General features: G+C 32.4%; 13 protein-coding genes. 7 read left to right on the top strand and 6 right to left on the bottom strand.

Features of this window, described 5'->3' with window-relative positions; translation table 11 throughout:
* Position 1: 1 nt before the first annotated feature.
* The 3 genes from OQ292_RS12850 to OQ292_RS12840 all read right to left on the bottom strand — a co-directional run bounded on the left by OQ292_RS12850 (position 2) and on the right by OQ292_RS12840 (position 3,914).
* Entirely contained in the window at positions 2–2,413 is a 2,412-nt protein-coding gene (locus OQ292_RS12850) for an endonuclease MutS2 (protein WP_284682537.1), read from the bottom strand.
* 83 nt (positions 2,414–2,496) lie between these two features.
* Complete coding sequence (locus tag OQ292_RS12845; RefSeq protein ID WP_284682536.1) at positions 2,497–3,018, bottom strand: shikimate kinase; 522 nt, start codon at positions 3,016–3,018, stop codon at positions 2,497–2,499.
* A gap of 26 nt (positions 3,019–3,044) precedes the next feature.
* Positions 3,045–3,914, bottom strand: coding sequence for a DUF4097 family beta strand repeat-containing protein (locus OQ292_RS12840; RefSeq protein WP_284682535.1), 870 nt, complete (start codon positions 3,912–3,914; stop codon positions 3,045–3,047).
* Positions 3,915–4,451: 537 nt separating this feature from the next.
* Between OQ292_RS12840 and OQ292_RS12835 the strand changes: the two genes are divergently transcribed.
* From OQ292_RS12835 to OQ292_RS12810, 6 genes are all read left to right on the top strand, one after another.
* Positions 4,452–5,849: an undecaprenyl-phosphate glucose phosphotransferase gene (locus tag OQ292_RS12835; protein ID WP_284682534.1), complete on the top strand. Its 1,398-nt coding sequence runs from the start codon at positions 4,452–4,454 to the stop codon at positions 5,847–5,849.
* Between the two features lie 112 nt (positions 5,850–5,961).
* On the top strand, positions 5,962–7,077 hold the full coding sequence (gmd, locus tag OQ292_RS12830) for a GDP-mannose 4,6-dehydratase (protein ID WP_284682533.1): 1,116 nt from the start codon (positions 5,962–5,964) through the stop codon (positions 7,075–7,077).
* A 3-nt stretch (positions 7,078–7,080) separates the two neighbouring features.
* On the top strand, positions 7,081–8,028 hold the full coding sequence (gene fcl / locus OQ292_RS12825) for a GDP-L-fucose synthase (protein WP_284682532.1): 948 nt from the start codon (positions 7,081–7,083) through the stop codon (positions 8,026–8,028).
* Between the two features lie 62 nt (positions 8,029–8,090).
* The gene (locus tag OQ292_RS12820) at positions 8,091–8,873 is read left to right on the top strand and encodes a WecB/TagA/CpsF family glycosyltransferase (RefSeq protein ID WP_284682531.1); all 783 of its coding nucleotides are present in this window, start codon (positions 8,091–8,093) and stop codon (positions 8,871–8,873) included.
* Positions 8,854–10,029 carry a glycosyltransferase family 61 protein gene (locus OQ292_RS12815; protein ID WP_284682530.1) on the top strand — a complete coding sequence of 392 codons (1,176 nt, stop codon included), beginning with the start codon at positions 8,854–8,856 and terminating at the stop codon, positions 10,027–10,029. The genes OQ292_RS12820 and OQ292_RS12815 overlap by 20 nt, the downstream gene beginning before the upstream one ends.
* A 30-nt stretch (positions 10,030–10,059) precedes the next feature.
* The gene (locus OQ292_RS12810; RefSeq protein WP_284682529.1) at positions 10,060–11,217 is read left to right on the top strand and encodes a glycosyltransferase family 4 protein; all 1,158 of its coding nucleotides are present in this window, start codon (positions 10,060–10,062) and stop codon (positions 11,215–11,217) included.
* A gap of 307 nt (positions 11,218–11,524) precedes the next feature.
* On the opposite strand, the gene gyrA is transcribed toward OQ292_RS12810, so the two are convergent.
* The 3 genes from gyrA to OQ292_RS12795 all read right to left on the bottom strand — a co-directional run bounded on the left by gyrA (position 11,525) and on the right by OQ292_RS12795 (position 15,363).
* Positions 11,525–14,083: a DNA gyrase subunit A gene (gyrA, locus tag OQ292_RS12805; RefSeq protein ID WP_284682528.1), complete on the bottom strand. Its 2,559-nt coding sequence runs from the start codon at positions 14,081–14,083 to the stop codon at positions 11,525–11,527.
* Positions 14,084–14,172: 89 nt separating this feature from the next.
* The gene (locus OQ292_RS12800) at positions 14,173–14,751 is read right to left on the bottom strand and encodes an RNA polymerase sigma-70 factor (protein WP_284682527.1); all 579 of its coding nucleotides are present in this window, start codon (positions 14,749–14,751) and stop codon (positions 14,173–14,175) included.
* A gap of 102 nt (positions 14,752–14,853) precedes the next feature.
* Positions 14,854–15,363 (bottom strand): FKBP-type peptidyl-prolyl cis-trans isomerase, encoded by a 510-nt coding sequence (locus OQ292_RS12795; protein WP_284682526.1) that lies wholly within the window; start codon positions 15,361–15,363, stop codon positions 14,854–14,856.
* Between the two features lie 287 nt (positions 15,364–15,650).
* Between OQ292_RS12795 and lipB the strand changes: the two genes are divergently transcribed.
* A complete protein-coding gene (gene lipB / locus OQ292_RS12790; protein ID WP_284682525.1) occupies positions 15,651–16,394 on the top strand; it encodes a lipoyl(octanoyl) transferase LipB in 744 nt (247 codons plus the stop codon).
* Position 16,395 lies beyond the last annotated feature (1 nt).

The following is a 16,395-nucleotide window of genomic DNA, read 5'->3' as shown; positions in this document are numbered from 1 at the left end:
ATTACTTTAAGGTTATCAATGTTACTCCAGGGCCTCCTCTATCAGCATGTTCATCTTCCATTGATTTTATTTCTTTTATATTCCTCAAGTAATCTCTAATAAACTGGCGTAGTATTCCATCTCCCTTTCCATGTACAACCGTCAGATGTTTATGGTTAATCATAATAGCATTATCCATAAAATCGTCTAGTAAAGGCATTACTTCTTCAACACGCTTACCTCTCAAATCTATTTTTGATTTAAACTGAGTCATTGCTCTGTTAATGCTACTTTGGGCACTTGTCACATTAAAACCACTTTCTCTCTTCTTCTTCTGCGTTCTACTAATTTTTTCTAGGCGTTTTAATTTGATCTTAGTTTTAAGATCACCTATTGCAACAGTAGCATCTTTGCCACTAATGGCAAGCACCTCACCTATCGCATCTTGCCCTTGAATTTGCACTAAATCCCCAACATCTATTTTACCCCCAATTATCTTCACTTCTGGCTTTTCTTGCTCAACAGGCTTAGTTTGAACAGACTCTGTGGTTTCTTTTAGTTTAGTGTGAAAAGCATCGAAATCCTTTCTAACAGCTTTTGTAATGTTTTTCTCAGCTTTATTTTCTTTAATTGCCTTAATTGTATTTTCTATTCTTCTATTGGCATCTTGCAACAACCTGTTTGCCTCTTGTTTGGCCTCATTCAAAAGGTGTCGCTTATTCTGCTCATGGTATTCTTTAAGCTTAAGGTATTTTTCTTTTGAGTCTTTTAACTCAGATTCGAGCTTTTCAACTGAATATCTTTTTTCTTGTAGCTCTTTTTTCTCCTGCTCAAGTTGATTCAATAACTTTTCTATATTGACTTTTTTAGTACCTACTTTCTTTCTTGCTTTATCAATTACCTTGTTAGGTAAACCAATATTAGTAGCAATTTCTAAAGCAAAAGAACTTCCTGGCTGGCCCATATCGAGTTGATACAAAGGCTTTAAGTTATCAACATCATAGCGCATTGCACCATTAATTACACCTTCTGTTCTATCTGCATAATATTTCAGGTTAGCATAGTGGGTAGTAATTATTCCTAAAGTTTTCTTTTTGTTTAGCTCTTCGAGAATTGCTTCGGCAATAGCAGCACCTAATTGTGGCTCTGTTCCTGATCCAAATTCATCTATTAAGCAGATTGTTCTACTATTAGAATATTTCAGAAAGTTTTTCATATTGGTAAGATGAGAGCTATATGTACTCAAATCATCTTCTAGTGACTGTTCATCACCAATATCCATACATATATTCTTAAACACTCCCATAGTAGAAGCTTCAGAAACTGGAATTGGCAAACCACACTGAAACATATATTGAATAAGTGCCACCGTTTTTAGCGTAACTGACTTACCACCTGCATTGGGGCCTGATATTACTAAGATTCGGGTATCACTATCTAATTTAACTTTTTGAGGAATTACCTTTCTCCCCTGCTGCTGATAAGTATATTTTAATAATGGATGATATGCATGATACCATTCCATTAATGGCTCGTCTTTGCAAACAGGAATACAAGCATCAATCTCTCCACTAAACTCAGCTTTGGCTTTAATAAAATCAATCATGCCCAAAAACAGATTGGCTTTGGATAGAGGCTCAACCAAAGGGTGTACTTTTGTAGTAATAACTGTTAGGATTTTAATAATCTCCTGTCTTTCTGCAAATTCGAGCTCCCTTATATTATTATTAATCTCTAATACAGCTTCGGGTTCAATAAATACAGTTTGTCCTGAAGAAGAAGTATCGTGTACAAAACCTTTAATTTTTCTTTTATATTCAGCTGCTATTGGCACTACCATTCTACCTTCACGAATTGTTGCGTTTGCAGCTTCTTTGGCTATACCTTGTTTTTTTAATTCTTGCAAAACTTGGCTAAGCCTTTTTCTTGCGTTTTCTTCTTCTGAGAGTTTTTTACTCCTAATTTTAGCTAGTTGAGGACTAGCATTATTTCTAATGTGTCCTTTTTCGTCAATTACAGCATCTATTTCTGTAATAATTCTAGCATCAAATTCTACCTGACTCCTAATTTTTTGAAGTTCTGGGAAAGAATCTTCTTCATCACTATCTAAAAAAACAAGACATCTTTGTAAGGTGAATAATCCTTTTCTTAGATCATACAGTTCTTCTTCAAATAAAAATGTGCCTTTTATAGATGCTTTTTTAAGAATTGGATGTATATCTATATAATTACCTCTAGGAAAATCACCACCCATTCCCAATAGCTTTGACATCTCGCGAGTTTGAGCACCCAACTTACAAATAAGATCGTAGCGATCGCTAAACCTCATTTTCTCAACATAAGACATACCAACACTACCACTACAGCGCTCTTTCAGTAAATCTCTTATTTTATCAAAACCTATCTTAACTTCTAAATTTATGGGATATAGCATACTCTAATTCTTCCAATATCAACTTTATGCAAAGTAAATGCATTGGAAACTCATTTAAAAAAAGCAAAGTTTCAAATCTGCAGTTATTCTTCTTGCTTAAATTCTTTTAACAAACTTATTAATGATGAAATATCACTTTCATGTGGGGCAAAAGTGAAATGTGACTGAGTATAAAACTTTATTCTACTATTGAATTTAGCATTCAACTCCTCAATTAATTTTTCTCCTTCAAAATCTTTTAACAGTGGCCTGCTACCTGCTGCCATTAATGCTCTTTCTGCTAAAACATGGACTGGGGTATTTAAAAAAATAGCAACTCCATTTTTTAAGATAAACTCCATATTATCAAAAAAACAGGGAGCACCACCCCCTGTTGCAATGACAGATTTATCGTCTAATGATTCCAGTAAAACTTTTTTTTCAAGTATTCTAAAGTGATCTTCTCCAAATTCTTGAAAAATCTCTGGAATAGATTTATTTTCTTTCTCTTCTAAGCGATAGTCTAAATCAATAAATTGATAAGACAATTCTTCGGCAAGTTTTTTCCCTAAAGTAGATTTACCACTCGCTGGCATTCCTACTAAATAAATTCTTTGAGGCAACATGCCGCAAAATTACAGAATATCCTTAATTATTGTACAAATGAAAAATTTTGACTTCCTGAAGAACTAATCGCTTCAATTTGAATATCTCCCTCTCTCAAAATAATTTTTTTACCACCTCTCTCATTACCAATTCTAATTCCACCTGAACTCGAATTACAATTAAAGCTTAAATCACTTTGCTTATTTGTAAGTTCGATATGAATTGAACCAGAGCTAGACCTAAATTTTCCAGAATTTATTAAGGTAATCTCGTCACCACTAATTCTTCCAGAAGAAGACTTTAATGATATCTCACCTTTAAACTTACTTAAATTTATTGAACCTGAAGATGCTACAGATTGAAGGTTTCCTTCTATACTTTCTAGCCTCTGAGAGCCAGAACTACTTACAATATCAACATTACTCCCTTTAATGTCATTTGTATGAATATTACCTGATGCAGTTCTTAACTTAACATTTTTGGCACTTATATTATCCAAATTTAATGAACCTGATGAAGCCCGTAAACTAAAGTTTTCTGAATTAATATATTTCACATCTACACTCCCAGAAGAATTAGTTACGTCTAACTCAATATTTTTAGGAGCTTTAATATGAATTTCGCCCTTAATATCACCCCAGTTATTCTTTTGATGTAGTGCAATTACTTCTATAAGTAACTTATCGCCTGACTGTTTTAAGTCAACTTTGTAATACTCTGTAGCTCTATCGTTTAAATCTGTTTTTACTTCTATGTTATTACGATCTTCACCATTTATAGTAACAGTCATAAATTTCCCTAAAACATTCACTTCAGAAACATTGTTAAATGTTTTTTCAGTAACATTTTGAGCAAAAATCAATGCATAAGAAAATAATAGGAAACTGAAGGATAATAAAAATTTTACTCTAGACATAATATCTTTTTTTGAAATTTAATCTGATATTATCAGAGACAACCTGTTTATAGAATAGTTGCACAATTATTCTATAAATTTGAAAAAGAATTAATTTTAAATGTAAGATGAAATAATTAAATTAGAATATTAATAAACTAGCCTATAGCACTCTATTTACTCTAATAATCCAACATTAGTGTTATATTCCAATTTTTTAATATTAAATCAGCTTGAGCCATGTAATTTTTTGCGACATTAATAACTATTAATTGTCGTCATTCCGAGAAAGTAAATGTGATTTTTTAAATGAAAAATGAGGAGCTATAAAGATCGGTTAACTTTTATTAAGTTAAAATTAACCTTTATTGATCACGACGAATTGAATTTAAGTGTCAATTCGAATAGCTTTACAAAATAAATTAGCAGCAAGTCAAGCTCAAGAAATAATTACCAGCATCTTATCTTTATTTTATATTCTTAGGTTTACTTTTTGCAGTTAAAAACAATAAAACACACTGTAAGAAAGGAATAAAAATTTAACTTTTAGCTAAGATTATGGAAAAAAAATTCCAATCAGTAAATTTTCCCGTATTTGTAATCGCAGTTATTGAACTTATTTTACTAAACGTATCATTCAGACTAGCTTATTTTAAGCATATTAGTCATCATTTAGTAATTAGTGATTATTACTTCACTCTATTAGGTGTTTTTAATTTAGCATGGTTAGTAGTGGCGTTCATCAACAAGATAGATAAAATAGAACGCTTTGCAGATGATGGCTACATCATTTTCAACCTAATTAAATCTTTCTTTATTCATGCTTTCTTCATCTTAGCTTACATTGTAAGTTTCCAAGTGTTTGATTATTCAAGACTATTCTTGATGTATACCTATGGTTTTGCATTGTTACTAACAATTGCATTTAGGTTTAGCTTCCTTTACATCATCAAAAACTTTGGAAACCTTGGTTTAAAATCTAAGAAAGTTATTATAGTAGGAGCAGAAGAGTCTGGTAAAGCGTTGTATGATTACTTCAACACTTATAAATATTTTGGATACAAATTCATGGGTTTTTTCGACAATAACCCTACCTCTGGACTTGTAGATGAAGCTTTATTAAAAGGCGATTTAAATAAACTCAAAGAGTTCTGTGAGCAAGAAAACATAGATGAAATTTATTTTACGCTTTCACTCCACGATAACAAATTATTAATTCAGGATTTGCATAAGTTCTCAGATGAGCAATGCATCTATTTTAAAATGGTTCCTGAATTTAAACTAATTGGTCATAAAGAATTAAACTTTATTTTCTATGATTCAATTCCTGTAATGACGATTAGAAAAGATCCTTTGGGCAATACATTTAATAAAATCGTAAAACGTGCATTTGATATAGCCTTCGCATTTTTTGTAATTAGCTGTATTTTCCCTTTCATTTTCCCAATTATTGCAATTGCAATTATAATGGAATCTAAAGGTCCTATATTCTTCAAGCAGTTACGCCCAGGTAAGAAAAATCAATTGTTTGAATGTTATAAGTTCAGAACAATGAAAGTTAATAATGTTGGGCATGTTCAAGCTACAAAAAATGACTCAAGAATAACCAAAATTGGAGCATTTCTACGTAAAACCAGCTTAGACGAATTACCACAGTTTTTCAACGTATTAATGGGTGATATGTCTGTAGTTGGGCCAAGACCTAACATGGTAAATCAGTTGAAAACCTACTCTAAATTAATAGATAAATATACTGTAAGACATTTTGTTACTCCGGGAATTACCGGATATGCTCAAGTAAATGGTTTCCGTGGAGAGACTAAAGAGCTTGAACTTATGGAAAAAAGGGTTGAATACGATGTGAAATATATCGAAAACTGGAGTCTGTTGTTAGATATAAAGATCATTTTTCAAACTGTATTCAACATTTTCAAAGGAGAAGAAAATGCTTATTAACAAAATCTAAATACTCTTGAAGGTTATCGAACGAATGTTAACAGAGTATTAAGATGTACAATTATTTCTATTAACTTGTAAAAATTAATAACTAAAGTAAAGTTTCCAATTCATGAAAAAGAAAGCACTAATTACCGGTATTACTGGACAAGACGGAGCCTACTTAGCAGAGTTCCTAATTAGTAAAGGCTATGAGGTACATGGTATCAAGCGCCGTAGTTCATTATTTAATACCGAGAGAATTGATCATTTGTATATGGATCCTCATGAAACAGATGTCAATTTCGTACTTCATTATGGTGACCTATCTGATTCTACCAACATTATTAGAATCGTACAAGAAGTTCAACCTGATGAAATATACAACTTAGGGGCAATGTCTCATGTAAAGGTAAGCTTTGACAGCCCTGAATATACAGCTAATGTAGATGGTATTGGCACTTTACGTATATTAGAAGCTGTAAGAATTTTAGGTCTTACAGAAAAAACAAAAATTTATCAAGCTTCTACATCAGAACTGTACGGTTTAGTACAACAAGTTCCTCAATCAGAAAACACTCCTTTCTACCCTCGTTCTCCGTATGCAGTTGCTAAACTTTACGGTTATTGGATTACAGTAAACTATCGTGAAGCATATAATATGTATGCAGTTAATGGAATTTTGTTTAACCACGAATCTCCATTAAGAGGTGAAACATTTGTTACTAGAAAAATTACTAGAGGTGCTGCTAGAATTGCATTAGGCTTACAAGAAAAAATCTTCTTAGGTAACCTTGATGCAAAAAGAGACTGGGGACATGCAAAAGATTATGTAGAAGGTATGTGGAGAATTCTTCAGCATGATACTCCTGAAGATTTCGTAATTGCTACTGGTGTTACTACAACTATTAGAGACTTTGTTAAAATGGCATTTGGTGAGCTTGGAATCGAGCTTGAATTCAAAGGCGAAGGAGTTGAAGAAGTTGGTTCAGTAGTAAAATGTACTAATCCTGAATATCAGCTTGAAGTTGGAAAAGAAATTATCGCTGTTGATCCTAGATACTTTAGACCTACAGAGGTTGAACTACTTATTGGAGATCCTACTAAAATGAAAGAAAAATTAGGTTGGACTCCTAAGTATGACCTTCCTGCCCTAGTGAAAGATATGATCTGGTCTGATGTAAAATTATTTAACAGAGATAAATATTTGAAAAAAGGAGGACACAAAGTTCTTAACTACCACGAATAAAATATGAATAAAGACGCCAAAATATATATCGCTGGTCACAGAGGTATGGTAGGCTCTGCAATAAAAAGGAAGCTCGAACAAGAGGGCTTCCATAATTTTGCACTCCGTACATCTTCTGAATTAGACCTGAGAAACCAAAATGCTGTAGCTGATTTTTTTGCTGAAGAAAAACCTGATTATGTAATTCTTGCAGCTGCTAAAGTTGGAGGGATTAATGCAAATAACATTTATAGAGGTGAATTTCTTTATGATAACCTGATGATTCAGAATAACATTATTCATCAGAGTTATTTAAACAAAGTAAAAAAACTTCTTTTTTTAGGTTCATCTTGTATTTATCCTAAAATGGCTCCACAACCATTAAAAGAAGAATATCTTTTAACAGGTACTTTAGAGCCTACCAATGAGCCTTATGCAATAGCTAAAATTGCAGGTATTAAAATGTGTGAAGCATACAGAAGCCAGTACGGTTGTAACTTTATTTCTGCTATGCCAACTAACTTATACGGTCCTAACGATAATTATGACCTACAAAATTCTCATGTTTTACCTGCACTTTTAAGAAAGTTTCATGAAGCTAAACTTGACAATAAGCCTTTTGTTGAAGTTTGGGGATCTGGTACACCTAAAAGAGAGTTTTTACATGTAGACGATTTAGCAGATGCTTGTTACTATCTAATGCTAAACTACAATGAGAGCGAGCTTGTAAATGTAGGTACTGGAGTTGATGTAACTATTAGAGAACTAGCAGAAACTATTAAAGAAATCACTGAGTTTAAAGGTGAATTAAAATTTGACTCTTCTAAACCAGATGGTACTCCAAGAAAATTAATGGACGTTAGCAAATTAGAATCTGTTGGTTGGAAATACAGTATTTCTCTAAAAGATGGAATCGAGTCTGTATACAGTGAACTAGACTGGTCTAATATTATTGAGAGAACACTTCAATAAAGAAGTGTTCCATTTTTTTAACTTTCTTTATACAAACTAAACACGCATTACTTACCTGTCACATGAAAAAAAAATTAGTTTTTAATTCCCTTATTTCAACAGGTACCTTCCAGGAATTTACAGACAAGATATTTGAACTTAGTGAAACAAAAGAATCATCTTATGTGTGCTTTGCAAATGCACACATGATGGTTGAATCTTATAAGAGCCCCGAATTCAATAAAATACTAAATAATGCCGACCTTGCTGCACCAGATGGTGGTCCAGTATCCAAAGCTGTAAAAGTTTATCATGGAATTAAACAGGTTCGTGTTCCTGGTATGGATTTACTACCTGTATTATTAGATGAGGCTGAAAAACGCAATAAATCTGTATATTTCTTTGGCACAACTGATGATCTTCTTGAAATAATTAAGGAAAAAGCTGCTAAAGAATTTCCTAATTTGAGAATAGCAGGCACCTTCTCTCCACCATTTAGAAAACTAAGTGAAGAAGAAGAAAATGATATCATAGATATGATACAAGCCACAAACCCAGATTTGTTATTTGTTGCATTGGGCTGTCCAAAGCAAGAAATGTGGATGGCAGCACATATGGGTAAGATAAATGCTTGTATGTTAGGTGTTGGTCAAGCTTTTAGAACCTATGCGGGTGTTGAAAAACGACTACCTAAATGGGCAAGAAATCTTTCTCTTGAGTGGGTTTATAGATTTTATTTAGAACCGGGAAGACTTTGGAAAAGATATCTAGTTACTAATTCCTTTTTCATCTATCTTTTTATAAAACACTTATTTTCACCTAATAAACAGCCCGCAGAGCTTGTATATGAAGAAACTAAAAAGTAAGATAAGTAATAGAGTAAAACTAACACTCGAAAGAACTATTCCTTACAGATATCATTACAAGCCTATTGGTGTTCATCCTGAAGGAGTAAGTAATGAGTGTGTAAGGTTTCAAAATATTTACACTGCCTACGAAAATCCGCTTAAAATAGAAGATGGGCTTTTTGATATTCTTTCAGATTATGATAAACCTGATTATAAATCTGTAACAACAGATTATAATATTATCGAACTGGATGAAGGACGTGTATTTGCTGGGAATGTAGCTACAGTGGCTGTTATTTCAAAAGAGAATAAGATAGTTGGAGAAGCATCATTCAGCTATAAAAATGGAGATGTTGTTCCAGCAGATCAAAATAACGTTTTCCAACAAAAGTTCTTCCCTGAGCCTGAGCACTTTGATTGTACCGTATTCGCTATGCTAAATGGTGGCGGCGGTGCTAGTAATTATGCTCACTATTTAATAGATAGTCTTTCAAGAATTCATCTCTTAAAAAAGAGCGGGAAGTTTGATGAGGTTGACAAGTTTTTAGTTCCAAGTATCAGATACGACTTCCAAGAAGATGCTTTAAAACTACTTGGAATAACCAGAGATAAAATTATTGAAGGAGATAAAGTTCCTCACATACAAGCTAAAAAATTAATTGCCTCAACAGCTCCAAGAGATACTTCTGTAATTATACCATCTTGGGTTTGTGAGTTTCATAGAGATGAATATTTAAAGCCGGAATTTCTTAATGACTTTGATGCACCTTATATTTATATTAAAAGGAGTGATTCTGGAATTAGAAATGTATTAAACGAAGCTGAGGTTGAAGAAATGCTTTCTAAATATGGTTTCAAGTTTTATGAACTTAGAAACCTATCTTTCATTGAGAAAGTAAGTCTTTTTGCAAAAGCTAAAGTTGTTGTGTCTGTGCATGGAGCAGGTTTAACTAATATCATGTTTTGTAGTACAGACAGTCATTTTATCGAGCTTTATCCAGATGTTTACATTTTAACAACCTATGTTGATCTAGCCACTAAAGTTGGTATAGACTATGCATATCAACTATGTAAGTCTAGTGCATTTGCAGATAATGGAGGTGATGCACAAAAAGTGCATGTTACTGTTGATATACCGAAATTAGAAGCTCTTGTAAAAGAAAAAGTTCAGTAAATGTAAAGCATAAGCTATTAATTTTTTGAGATGAAAAAAGTATTAATTCTTCAAAAAGTCCTTCCTGTATATAGAGTTGCCTTTTTTAACAAACTAAAAAACAGGTTAAGTGAGAACAATATTGAGCTTGATCTTATATATGGAAATGGAAGCAAAGAAGAATTATTAAAAAAAGATAAAGTTGATATTCCTTGGGCAAAAAGTAGAAATAATAAAATTTTTAATATTGCAGGAAAGGAAGTTTATTGGCAACCTGTACTAAACGATTTACCAGGTTATGATTTGGTAATTGCAGAGCAAGCTAATAAGCTATTAGTCAACTACTTATTAAATATAAAAAGAAACTTTTCTTCTCAAAAGTTTGCCTATTGGGGGCATGGTAAAAACATGCAAGCAGAAGGCAAAGCATTGGGAAATATATATAAGAAATTTTTTCAGAATAAATGCGATTGGTGGTTTGCTTACACCGCTTCTGTTAAAGAATACCTTAAAGAAAATGGCTTTCCTGAAGAACAAGTAACTATTGTTCAAAATGCTATTGATGCTACAGAGTTACAAAACCAATACAATGATGTAACTCCAGAGGAATTGTTAGCTTTAAAAGAGTCTTTAAATATTAATTCTAATCATGTAGGTATATACTGTGGAGGTATGTACCCCGAAAAAAGATTACCTTTTCTTATTGAGGCTTGTGACAAGATACGTGAAAAGGTAGATGACTTTACTATGATTTTTATTGGTGCGGGAATTGATCAAGAAATAGTAAAAGAAGCTGCTGAGAATAGAGATTGGATGCACTACGTAGGTCCCAAGAGAGGTAAAGAAAAAGCTGTATACTTCAGGTTAAGTGATGTGTTTTTAATGCCAGGTTTAGTTGGTCTAGCAGTACTTGATGCATTCAATACTCAAACCCCTATGGTTACTACAGATTATGAGTATCACAGTCCTGAAATTGAGTATTTACAACATGGCACAAATGGTTTAATTACTGAAAATAACTTAGAAAGCTATGTTGATAACGTACTTAGCATTTTTACTAATAACAACTTACAAAGTACACTAATAGAGGGTTGTACTGTAGCATCTGAGCTATACACAATTGAAGTTATGGTAGAAAACTTTGCTAGTGGTATTGAAAAAGCATTGAATATTACTCCTTTAGAAAAGGAATTAAAAAAAGTCTTTTAAGAAGTGAAAAACTTTAATAAAAAGTAAGGGTTTATCAAAATAAAAACCTAACTTACACTTCACAAAAAAGAATATTAAATATAAAGAAGCACTGATATTTATTTGATTTTCAAAGCCTGAGAGCTAGAGGCATATTCAATTTATAGCTTAATAATACTAACTTTTTAACCTTATCCTGATATGATAGTAAATATGAATGAACAACCATAATTCGAAAATCATTTTTGTCAGGCTTCTTTTTTAAGACATAAATAAAAAAGGCTTTCAGGAAATTCTGAAAGCCTTTTTTAGTAAATTAGATATCAGACTATTCTTGTCCGTTATCACTTGTATTATCTACATCTGGAGTAGTATCATCAGAGTCAGTATTAGGATTATTATTTTCTCCATTCTCTTCATCTATAATCTCTGCTTCTACTTCCTCTATATACTCGATTTTTGCTACAGATGAAATAGCATCACTATCAGCAACTCTGATAACTTTAACACCCTGAGTTGTTCTACCCATAATTCTTAAAGCATCCATGCTCATTCTGATTGTAATTCCATTTTTGGTAACAATCATTAAACCATCTGTATCCTGAACACTTTTAATAGCTACAAGACCACCAGTTTTAGGAGTTATATTTAAAGTTTTAACACCTTTACCTCCTCTACCAGTCTTTCTGTAATCTTCAATGTTAGAACGCTTGCCATAACCATTTTCAGAAATAACAAGTAAAGATGATGTTTGAATATCTTCGATACAAACCATTCCAATTACGTAGTCTTTATCATGCAAAGGAGTAATACCTCTTACCCCTGAAGCAGTTCTACCCATTGGTCTTACTTCAGTTTCGTGGAATCTAATAGCTCTACCAGATTGTAAGCCAAGGAAAACCTCACAGTTTCCATCTGTTAGCATTACATCTAATAAATCATCTCCGTCTCTCACAGTAATTGCAGTAATACCACTTTGCCTTGGTCTTGAATATGCTTCTAATGGCGTTTTCTTAATAATACCATTAGTTGTTGACATAATGAGGTAATTATTATTAATATAATCCTCATCATTAAGCGTTTTTACATTAATTACTGCTCTTACGCTGTCTTCCTTTTCAATTTGAATAAGGTTCTGAATTGGCCTTCCTTTAGAGATTTTGCTACCTTCTGGAACCTTGTAAACTTTTAACCAATATACTTTACCATGCTTGGTAAATATTAGTAAGTAATTATGATTTGAAGCAACAAACATATGTGCAGTGTAATCATCATCTTTAGTTGCTACACCACGAGAACCCATACCACCTCTAGCTTGGATTCTATATTCCTTCAAATTAGTTCTTTTAATATATCCTTCATTAGAAATAGTCAATACCATTTCTTCATTAGGAATCATATCTTCATCCTCAAGATTATCAGCGTTTACTTCAATACTTGAGCGACGAGGATCTGCATATTTATCTTTTAACTCAGTAAGCTCATCCTTAATAATTCCCATTCTTAATTCTTCGCTAGCAAGAATTGCTTCTAGCTCAGTAACTAATTTGGTAACTTCTTGATGCTCATTTTGAATTTTATCTCTTTCAAGTCCTGTTAATCGCTGTAACCTCATATCAAGAATTGCTCTTGCCTGAATTTCACTCAATTCAAACTGCGAGATCAAACCTTGTTTTGCTTCTTCTGGATCAACAGACTTCCTAATTAAAGCTATAACTTCATCTAGATGGTCTAAAGCAATTAATAAACCTTCTAAAATATGTAAGCGTTTTCTAGCTTCATTAAGATCGTATTCAGTTCTTCTTATTACAACCTCGTGCCTGTGCTCTACATAATGGTAGATAAGGTCTTTTAAGTTAAGCGTTTGCGGTCTACCTTTTACAAGGGCCACATTGTTAACATTAAAAGTTGTTTGAAGTGGAGTGTGCTTAAAGAGGTTATTGAGTACTACATCAGGAATAGCATCTTTCTTGAGCTCATATACGATACGTATACCTTTTTTATCACTAAAGTTTTTAACAGCAGTAATACCTTCAATTTTCTTTTCATTAACTATTGAAGCAGTTTTTTCCAATAGCACAGAAAGGTTAACCATATAAGGTATTTCTGTAACAACTATTTGTGTTTTACCAGATGGAGCTTCTTCTATTTCTGTTACTGCACGCATTACAATTCTTCCACGTCCAGTTTCAAAAGCTTGCTTTACACCATCGTAACCATAGATAATACCGCCAGTTGGGAAATCAGGAGCTTTAATATACTCCATCAATTCTGGAATGGTAATATCTCTATTATCTATATAAGTAATTATACCGTCGATTACCTCACCTAAGTTATGAGGAGCCATATTGGTAGCCATACCAACTGCAATACCTGAAGTACCATTAACTAACAAGTTAGGAATTTTTGCAGGCAGTACTACAGGCTCTTGTAAACTGTCATCGAAGTTCGCTTGGAAATTAACTGTATCTTTTTTGATATCAGATAGCATTTCACCAGCAATCTCTTTTAATCTGGCCTCCGTATAACGCATTGCTGCAGGTGGATCACCTTCTATCGAACCGTAGTTACCTTGCCCGTCGACTAAAGGCATTCTTAAAGACCAAGTCTGTGCCATACGAACCATAGAGTCGTATACCGAAGCATCACCATGTGGGTGATATTTACCTAGCACCTCCCCAACAATTCTAGCTGACTTTTTATAAGACCTGTTGTAATAAACTCCCAAATCGGCCATACCATAAAGTACCCTTCTGTGAACAGGTTTTAATCCGTCTCTAACATCTGGTAAAGCCCTTGAGATAATTACCGACATCGAATAATCGATGTAGGCGATTTTCATTTCATCCTCGATATTAATCGGGGTTATCTTTCCTCCTTCTGCCATTTTTTTATTTGAATAATCCTCAAAAAATCCAAGCCGCAAGATACAAAAAAATGCTGAAAAAACGGATTATAATAGCTTGTAAAGCCATTTTATATAATACGTTTATATTGCTTATAACTCGAAATACTAAAATTTTTAATAATTTCTATTAAATCATGAGGAATCAGCAAAAACATCATCAGTTTAATGTTATTTTTCAAAGATTCTCGCAGTTTTTTAATAGCTATACCCATCTGATTTTCAACAGTTTTCACAGAAATATCTAGATAATTTGCTATCTCGGCATTAGACAATCCTTCAAATCGACTTAGAGTAAAAATTACTTTGCATTTATCAGGAAGTTTATCAACAGCCATTCTAAGATTAGCAATAGTATTTTGTGTAGATTCTTCATCAATGGAGTCATTATTAACCGAATATTCAGCTTGGTTTCTAATGATCATTTTCTTCTTTTCTGAATAATTGATGGAAAAATTAATTACTGATTTAGAAAGGTAAGATCGTGGTGAATCTAATGAGTGGAGCTGGTTTCTTTTTAACCAAAATTTAGAAAATACATCTTGAACTATATCTTCTGAAGCATCTTTATCATTAATTATTTTATTTGCCAGATTACAAAGATAATTATAATGCGCTTTAAAAAGCTTTTCAAATTCTTCAGAAGTCACAGTCTCGAAAATTTACTAATTAAACTTACTGCTTCAAATATAATTTGATATAAAAAAAGCCCGGTTAAAACCGAGCTTAAAATTTAATACTTTTATTATAAATTAATGTTGATGTCCGCCTGGTCCATGTGCATGTCCATGATCTTTTTCATCTTCACTAGCCTCTCTTATTTCTAAGATCTCACCTTTAAAAAATAAATTTACACCAGCCAACGGATGGTTAAAATCCATTTTTACATTCTCATCATCAACAGCAAGTACAACTCCGTCTAATGGATTTCCATTCTGGTCTTGTAATGCAAGTGTGTTTCCTACAGTTAGCATTTCTGCTGCTTTCTGCTCATCAGGAAAATTAAACACTTTTTTAGATAATTGAACTATAGCTTCCTGTCTTACAGGTCCGTATGCTTCATCACTTGGTATTTTAAAACCAAAATCGTCTCCAACGTTTTTTCCTTCAAGGTTTGTTTCAAACCCTTTAATCACGTTATTATGACCAAAAAGGAAATAAAAAGGAGAAGATTCATCAACTTTTTGGATTAGCTGACCGCCTTCTTCGTCAGCTCTAAGTTCATATGTCAACCCCACAACCTTATCTTTTCCAATCACCATAATTTCTTAGCTTTATTTTTTTAAGTTTTATTTTTTCAAATTTACCCAATAGATAAAAGAATATAGACTAATGCATTTTTAATTTAAAATCAGTTAATAATTACTTTAAATAATACAATATTATCTTTAATAATTAATATAATTGAATTCTAGAGTATTCCTAATATTAATTAAATGAGTCTAACAGCGTATTCTCTTAAAAACCCTTATTCATTTCTTCACATCGCTGTCTTTGAAACATTTAATATTTAAAAAGATGTTAGCTTTGTAGATAATAATGGAGTTGTATGGAAAAGAACAAGAAATTATACTTTGAGAATCTTGGACGCATATCTTACAAAGAAGCTTGGGATTATCAAACCAAAGTTTTTACAGATACAGTAGAAACCAAACTCGAAAACAGAAGAAAAGAAATAGCAGGTCTACCACAAGAAACTACAAATAATTATTTCCTTTTCTGTGAGCATAACCATGTTTACACACTAGGAAAAAGTGGTGATAAAAATAATTTATTTCTTAATGAAGATAACCTAAAACAGAATGGAATTGAATATTTCAAAATAAACAGGGGTGGTGATATTACTTACCATGGACCTGGACAAGTTGTAGGTTATCCAATTTTAGATTTAGATCATTTTATTACTGACATTCACCTTTATATGAGAAATTTGGAAGAGGTAATTATAAAAACCTTGGCAGATTATGATATAAGAGCTGGCAGGATCGAAAAGCTTACAGGTGTTTGGATAGATTATGAAAAGATGGAAAATCCGCGTAAAATATGTGCAATGGGTGTGAAAATGAGTCGATGGGTTACTATGCACGGTTTTGCGCTAAATGTTAATACTGACTTGAATTATTTTAATAACATGAATCCATGCGGTATTACAGATAAAGCGGTAACATCTATTCAAAAAGAACTCAATAGAAAAGTAGATTTACAAGAAGTTGAAAAAAATATTTTAAAACACTTTGTTGATATCTTTGAAATAGAAAGTTTTGAAGAACAATTTAATTACGTAAATATTTAAT

The organism is Chondrinema litorale (assembly GCF_026250525.1).
Lineage (GTDB): Bacteria > Bacteroidota > Bacteroidia > Cytophagales > Flammeovirgaceae > Chondrinema > Chondrinema litorale.
The sequence above is the reverse complement of the archived record's forward strand: the minus strand, read 5'-3'. Positions and strand labels throughout refer to the sequence as shown.

Bases quoted from the DNA above. Each gene is read 5' to 3' on its own strand.
- OQ292_RS12850 (WP_284682537.1), bottom strand. From the start codon at position 2,413: ATGCTATATCCCATAAATTTAGAAGTTAAGATAGGTTTTGATAAAATA.
- OQ292_RS12845 (WP_284682536.1), bottom strand. From the start codon at position 3,018: ATGTTGCCTCAAAGAATTTATTTAGTAGGAATGCCAGCGAGTGGTAAA.
- OQ292_RS12840 (WP_284682535.1), bottom strand. From the start codon at position 3,914: ATGTCTAGAGTAAAATTTTTATTATCCTTCAGTTTCCTATTATTTTCT.
- OQ292_RS12835 (WP_284682534.1), top strand. From the start codon at position 4,452: ATGGAAAAAAAATTCCAATCAGTAAATTTTCCCGTATTTGTAATCGCA.
- gmd (WP_284682533.1), top strand. From the start codon at position 5,962: ATGAAAAAGAAAGCACTAATTACCGGTATTACTGGACAAGACGGAGCC.
- fcl (WP_284682532.1), top strand. From the start codon at position 7,081: ATGAATAAAGACGCCAAAATATATATCGCTGGTCACAGAGGTATGGTA.
- OQ292_RS12820 (WP_284682531.1), top strand. From the start codon at position 8,091: ATGAAAAAAAAATTAGTTTTTAATTCCCTTATTTCAACAGGTACCTTC.
- OQ292_RS12815 (WP_284682530.1), top strand. From the start codon at position 8,854: ATGAAGAAACTAAAAAGTAAGATAAGTAATAGAGTAAAACTAACACTC.
- OQ292_RS12810 (WP_284682529.1), top strand. From the start codon at position 10,060: ATGAAAAAAGTATTAATTCTTCAAAAAGTCCTTCCTGTATATAGAGTT.
- gyrA (WP_284682528.1), bottom strand. From the start codon at position 14,083: ATGGCAGAAGGAGGAAAGATAACCCCGATTAATATCGAGGATGAAATG.
- OQ292_RS12795 (WP_284682526.1), bottom strand. From the start codon at position 15,363: ATGGTGATTGGAAAAGATAAGGTTGTGGGGTTGACATATGAACTTAGA.
- lipB (WP_284682525.1), top strand. From the start codon at position 15,651: ATGGAAAAGAACAAGAAATTATACTTTGAGAATCTTGGACGCATATCT.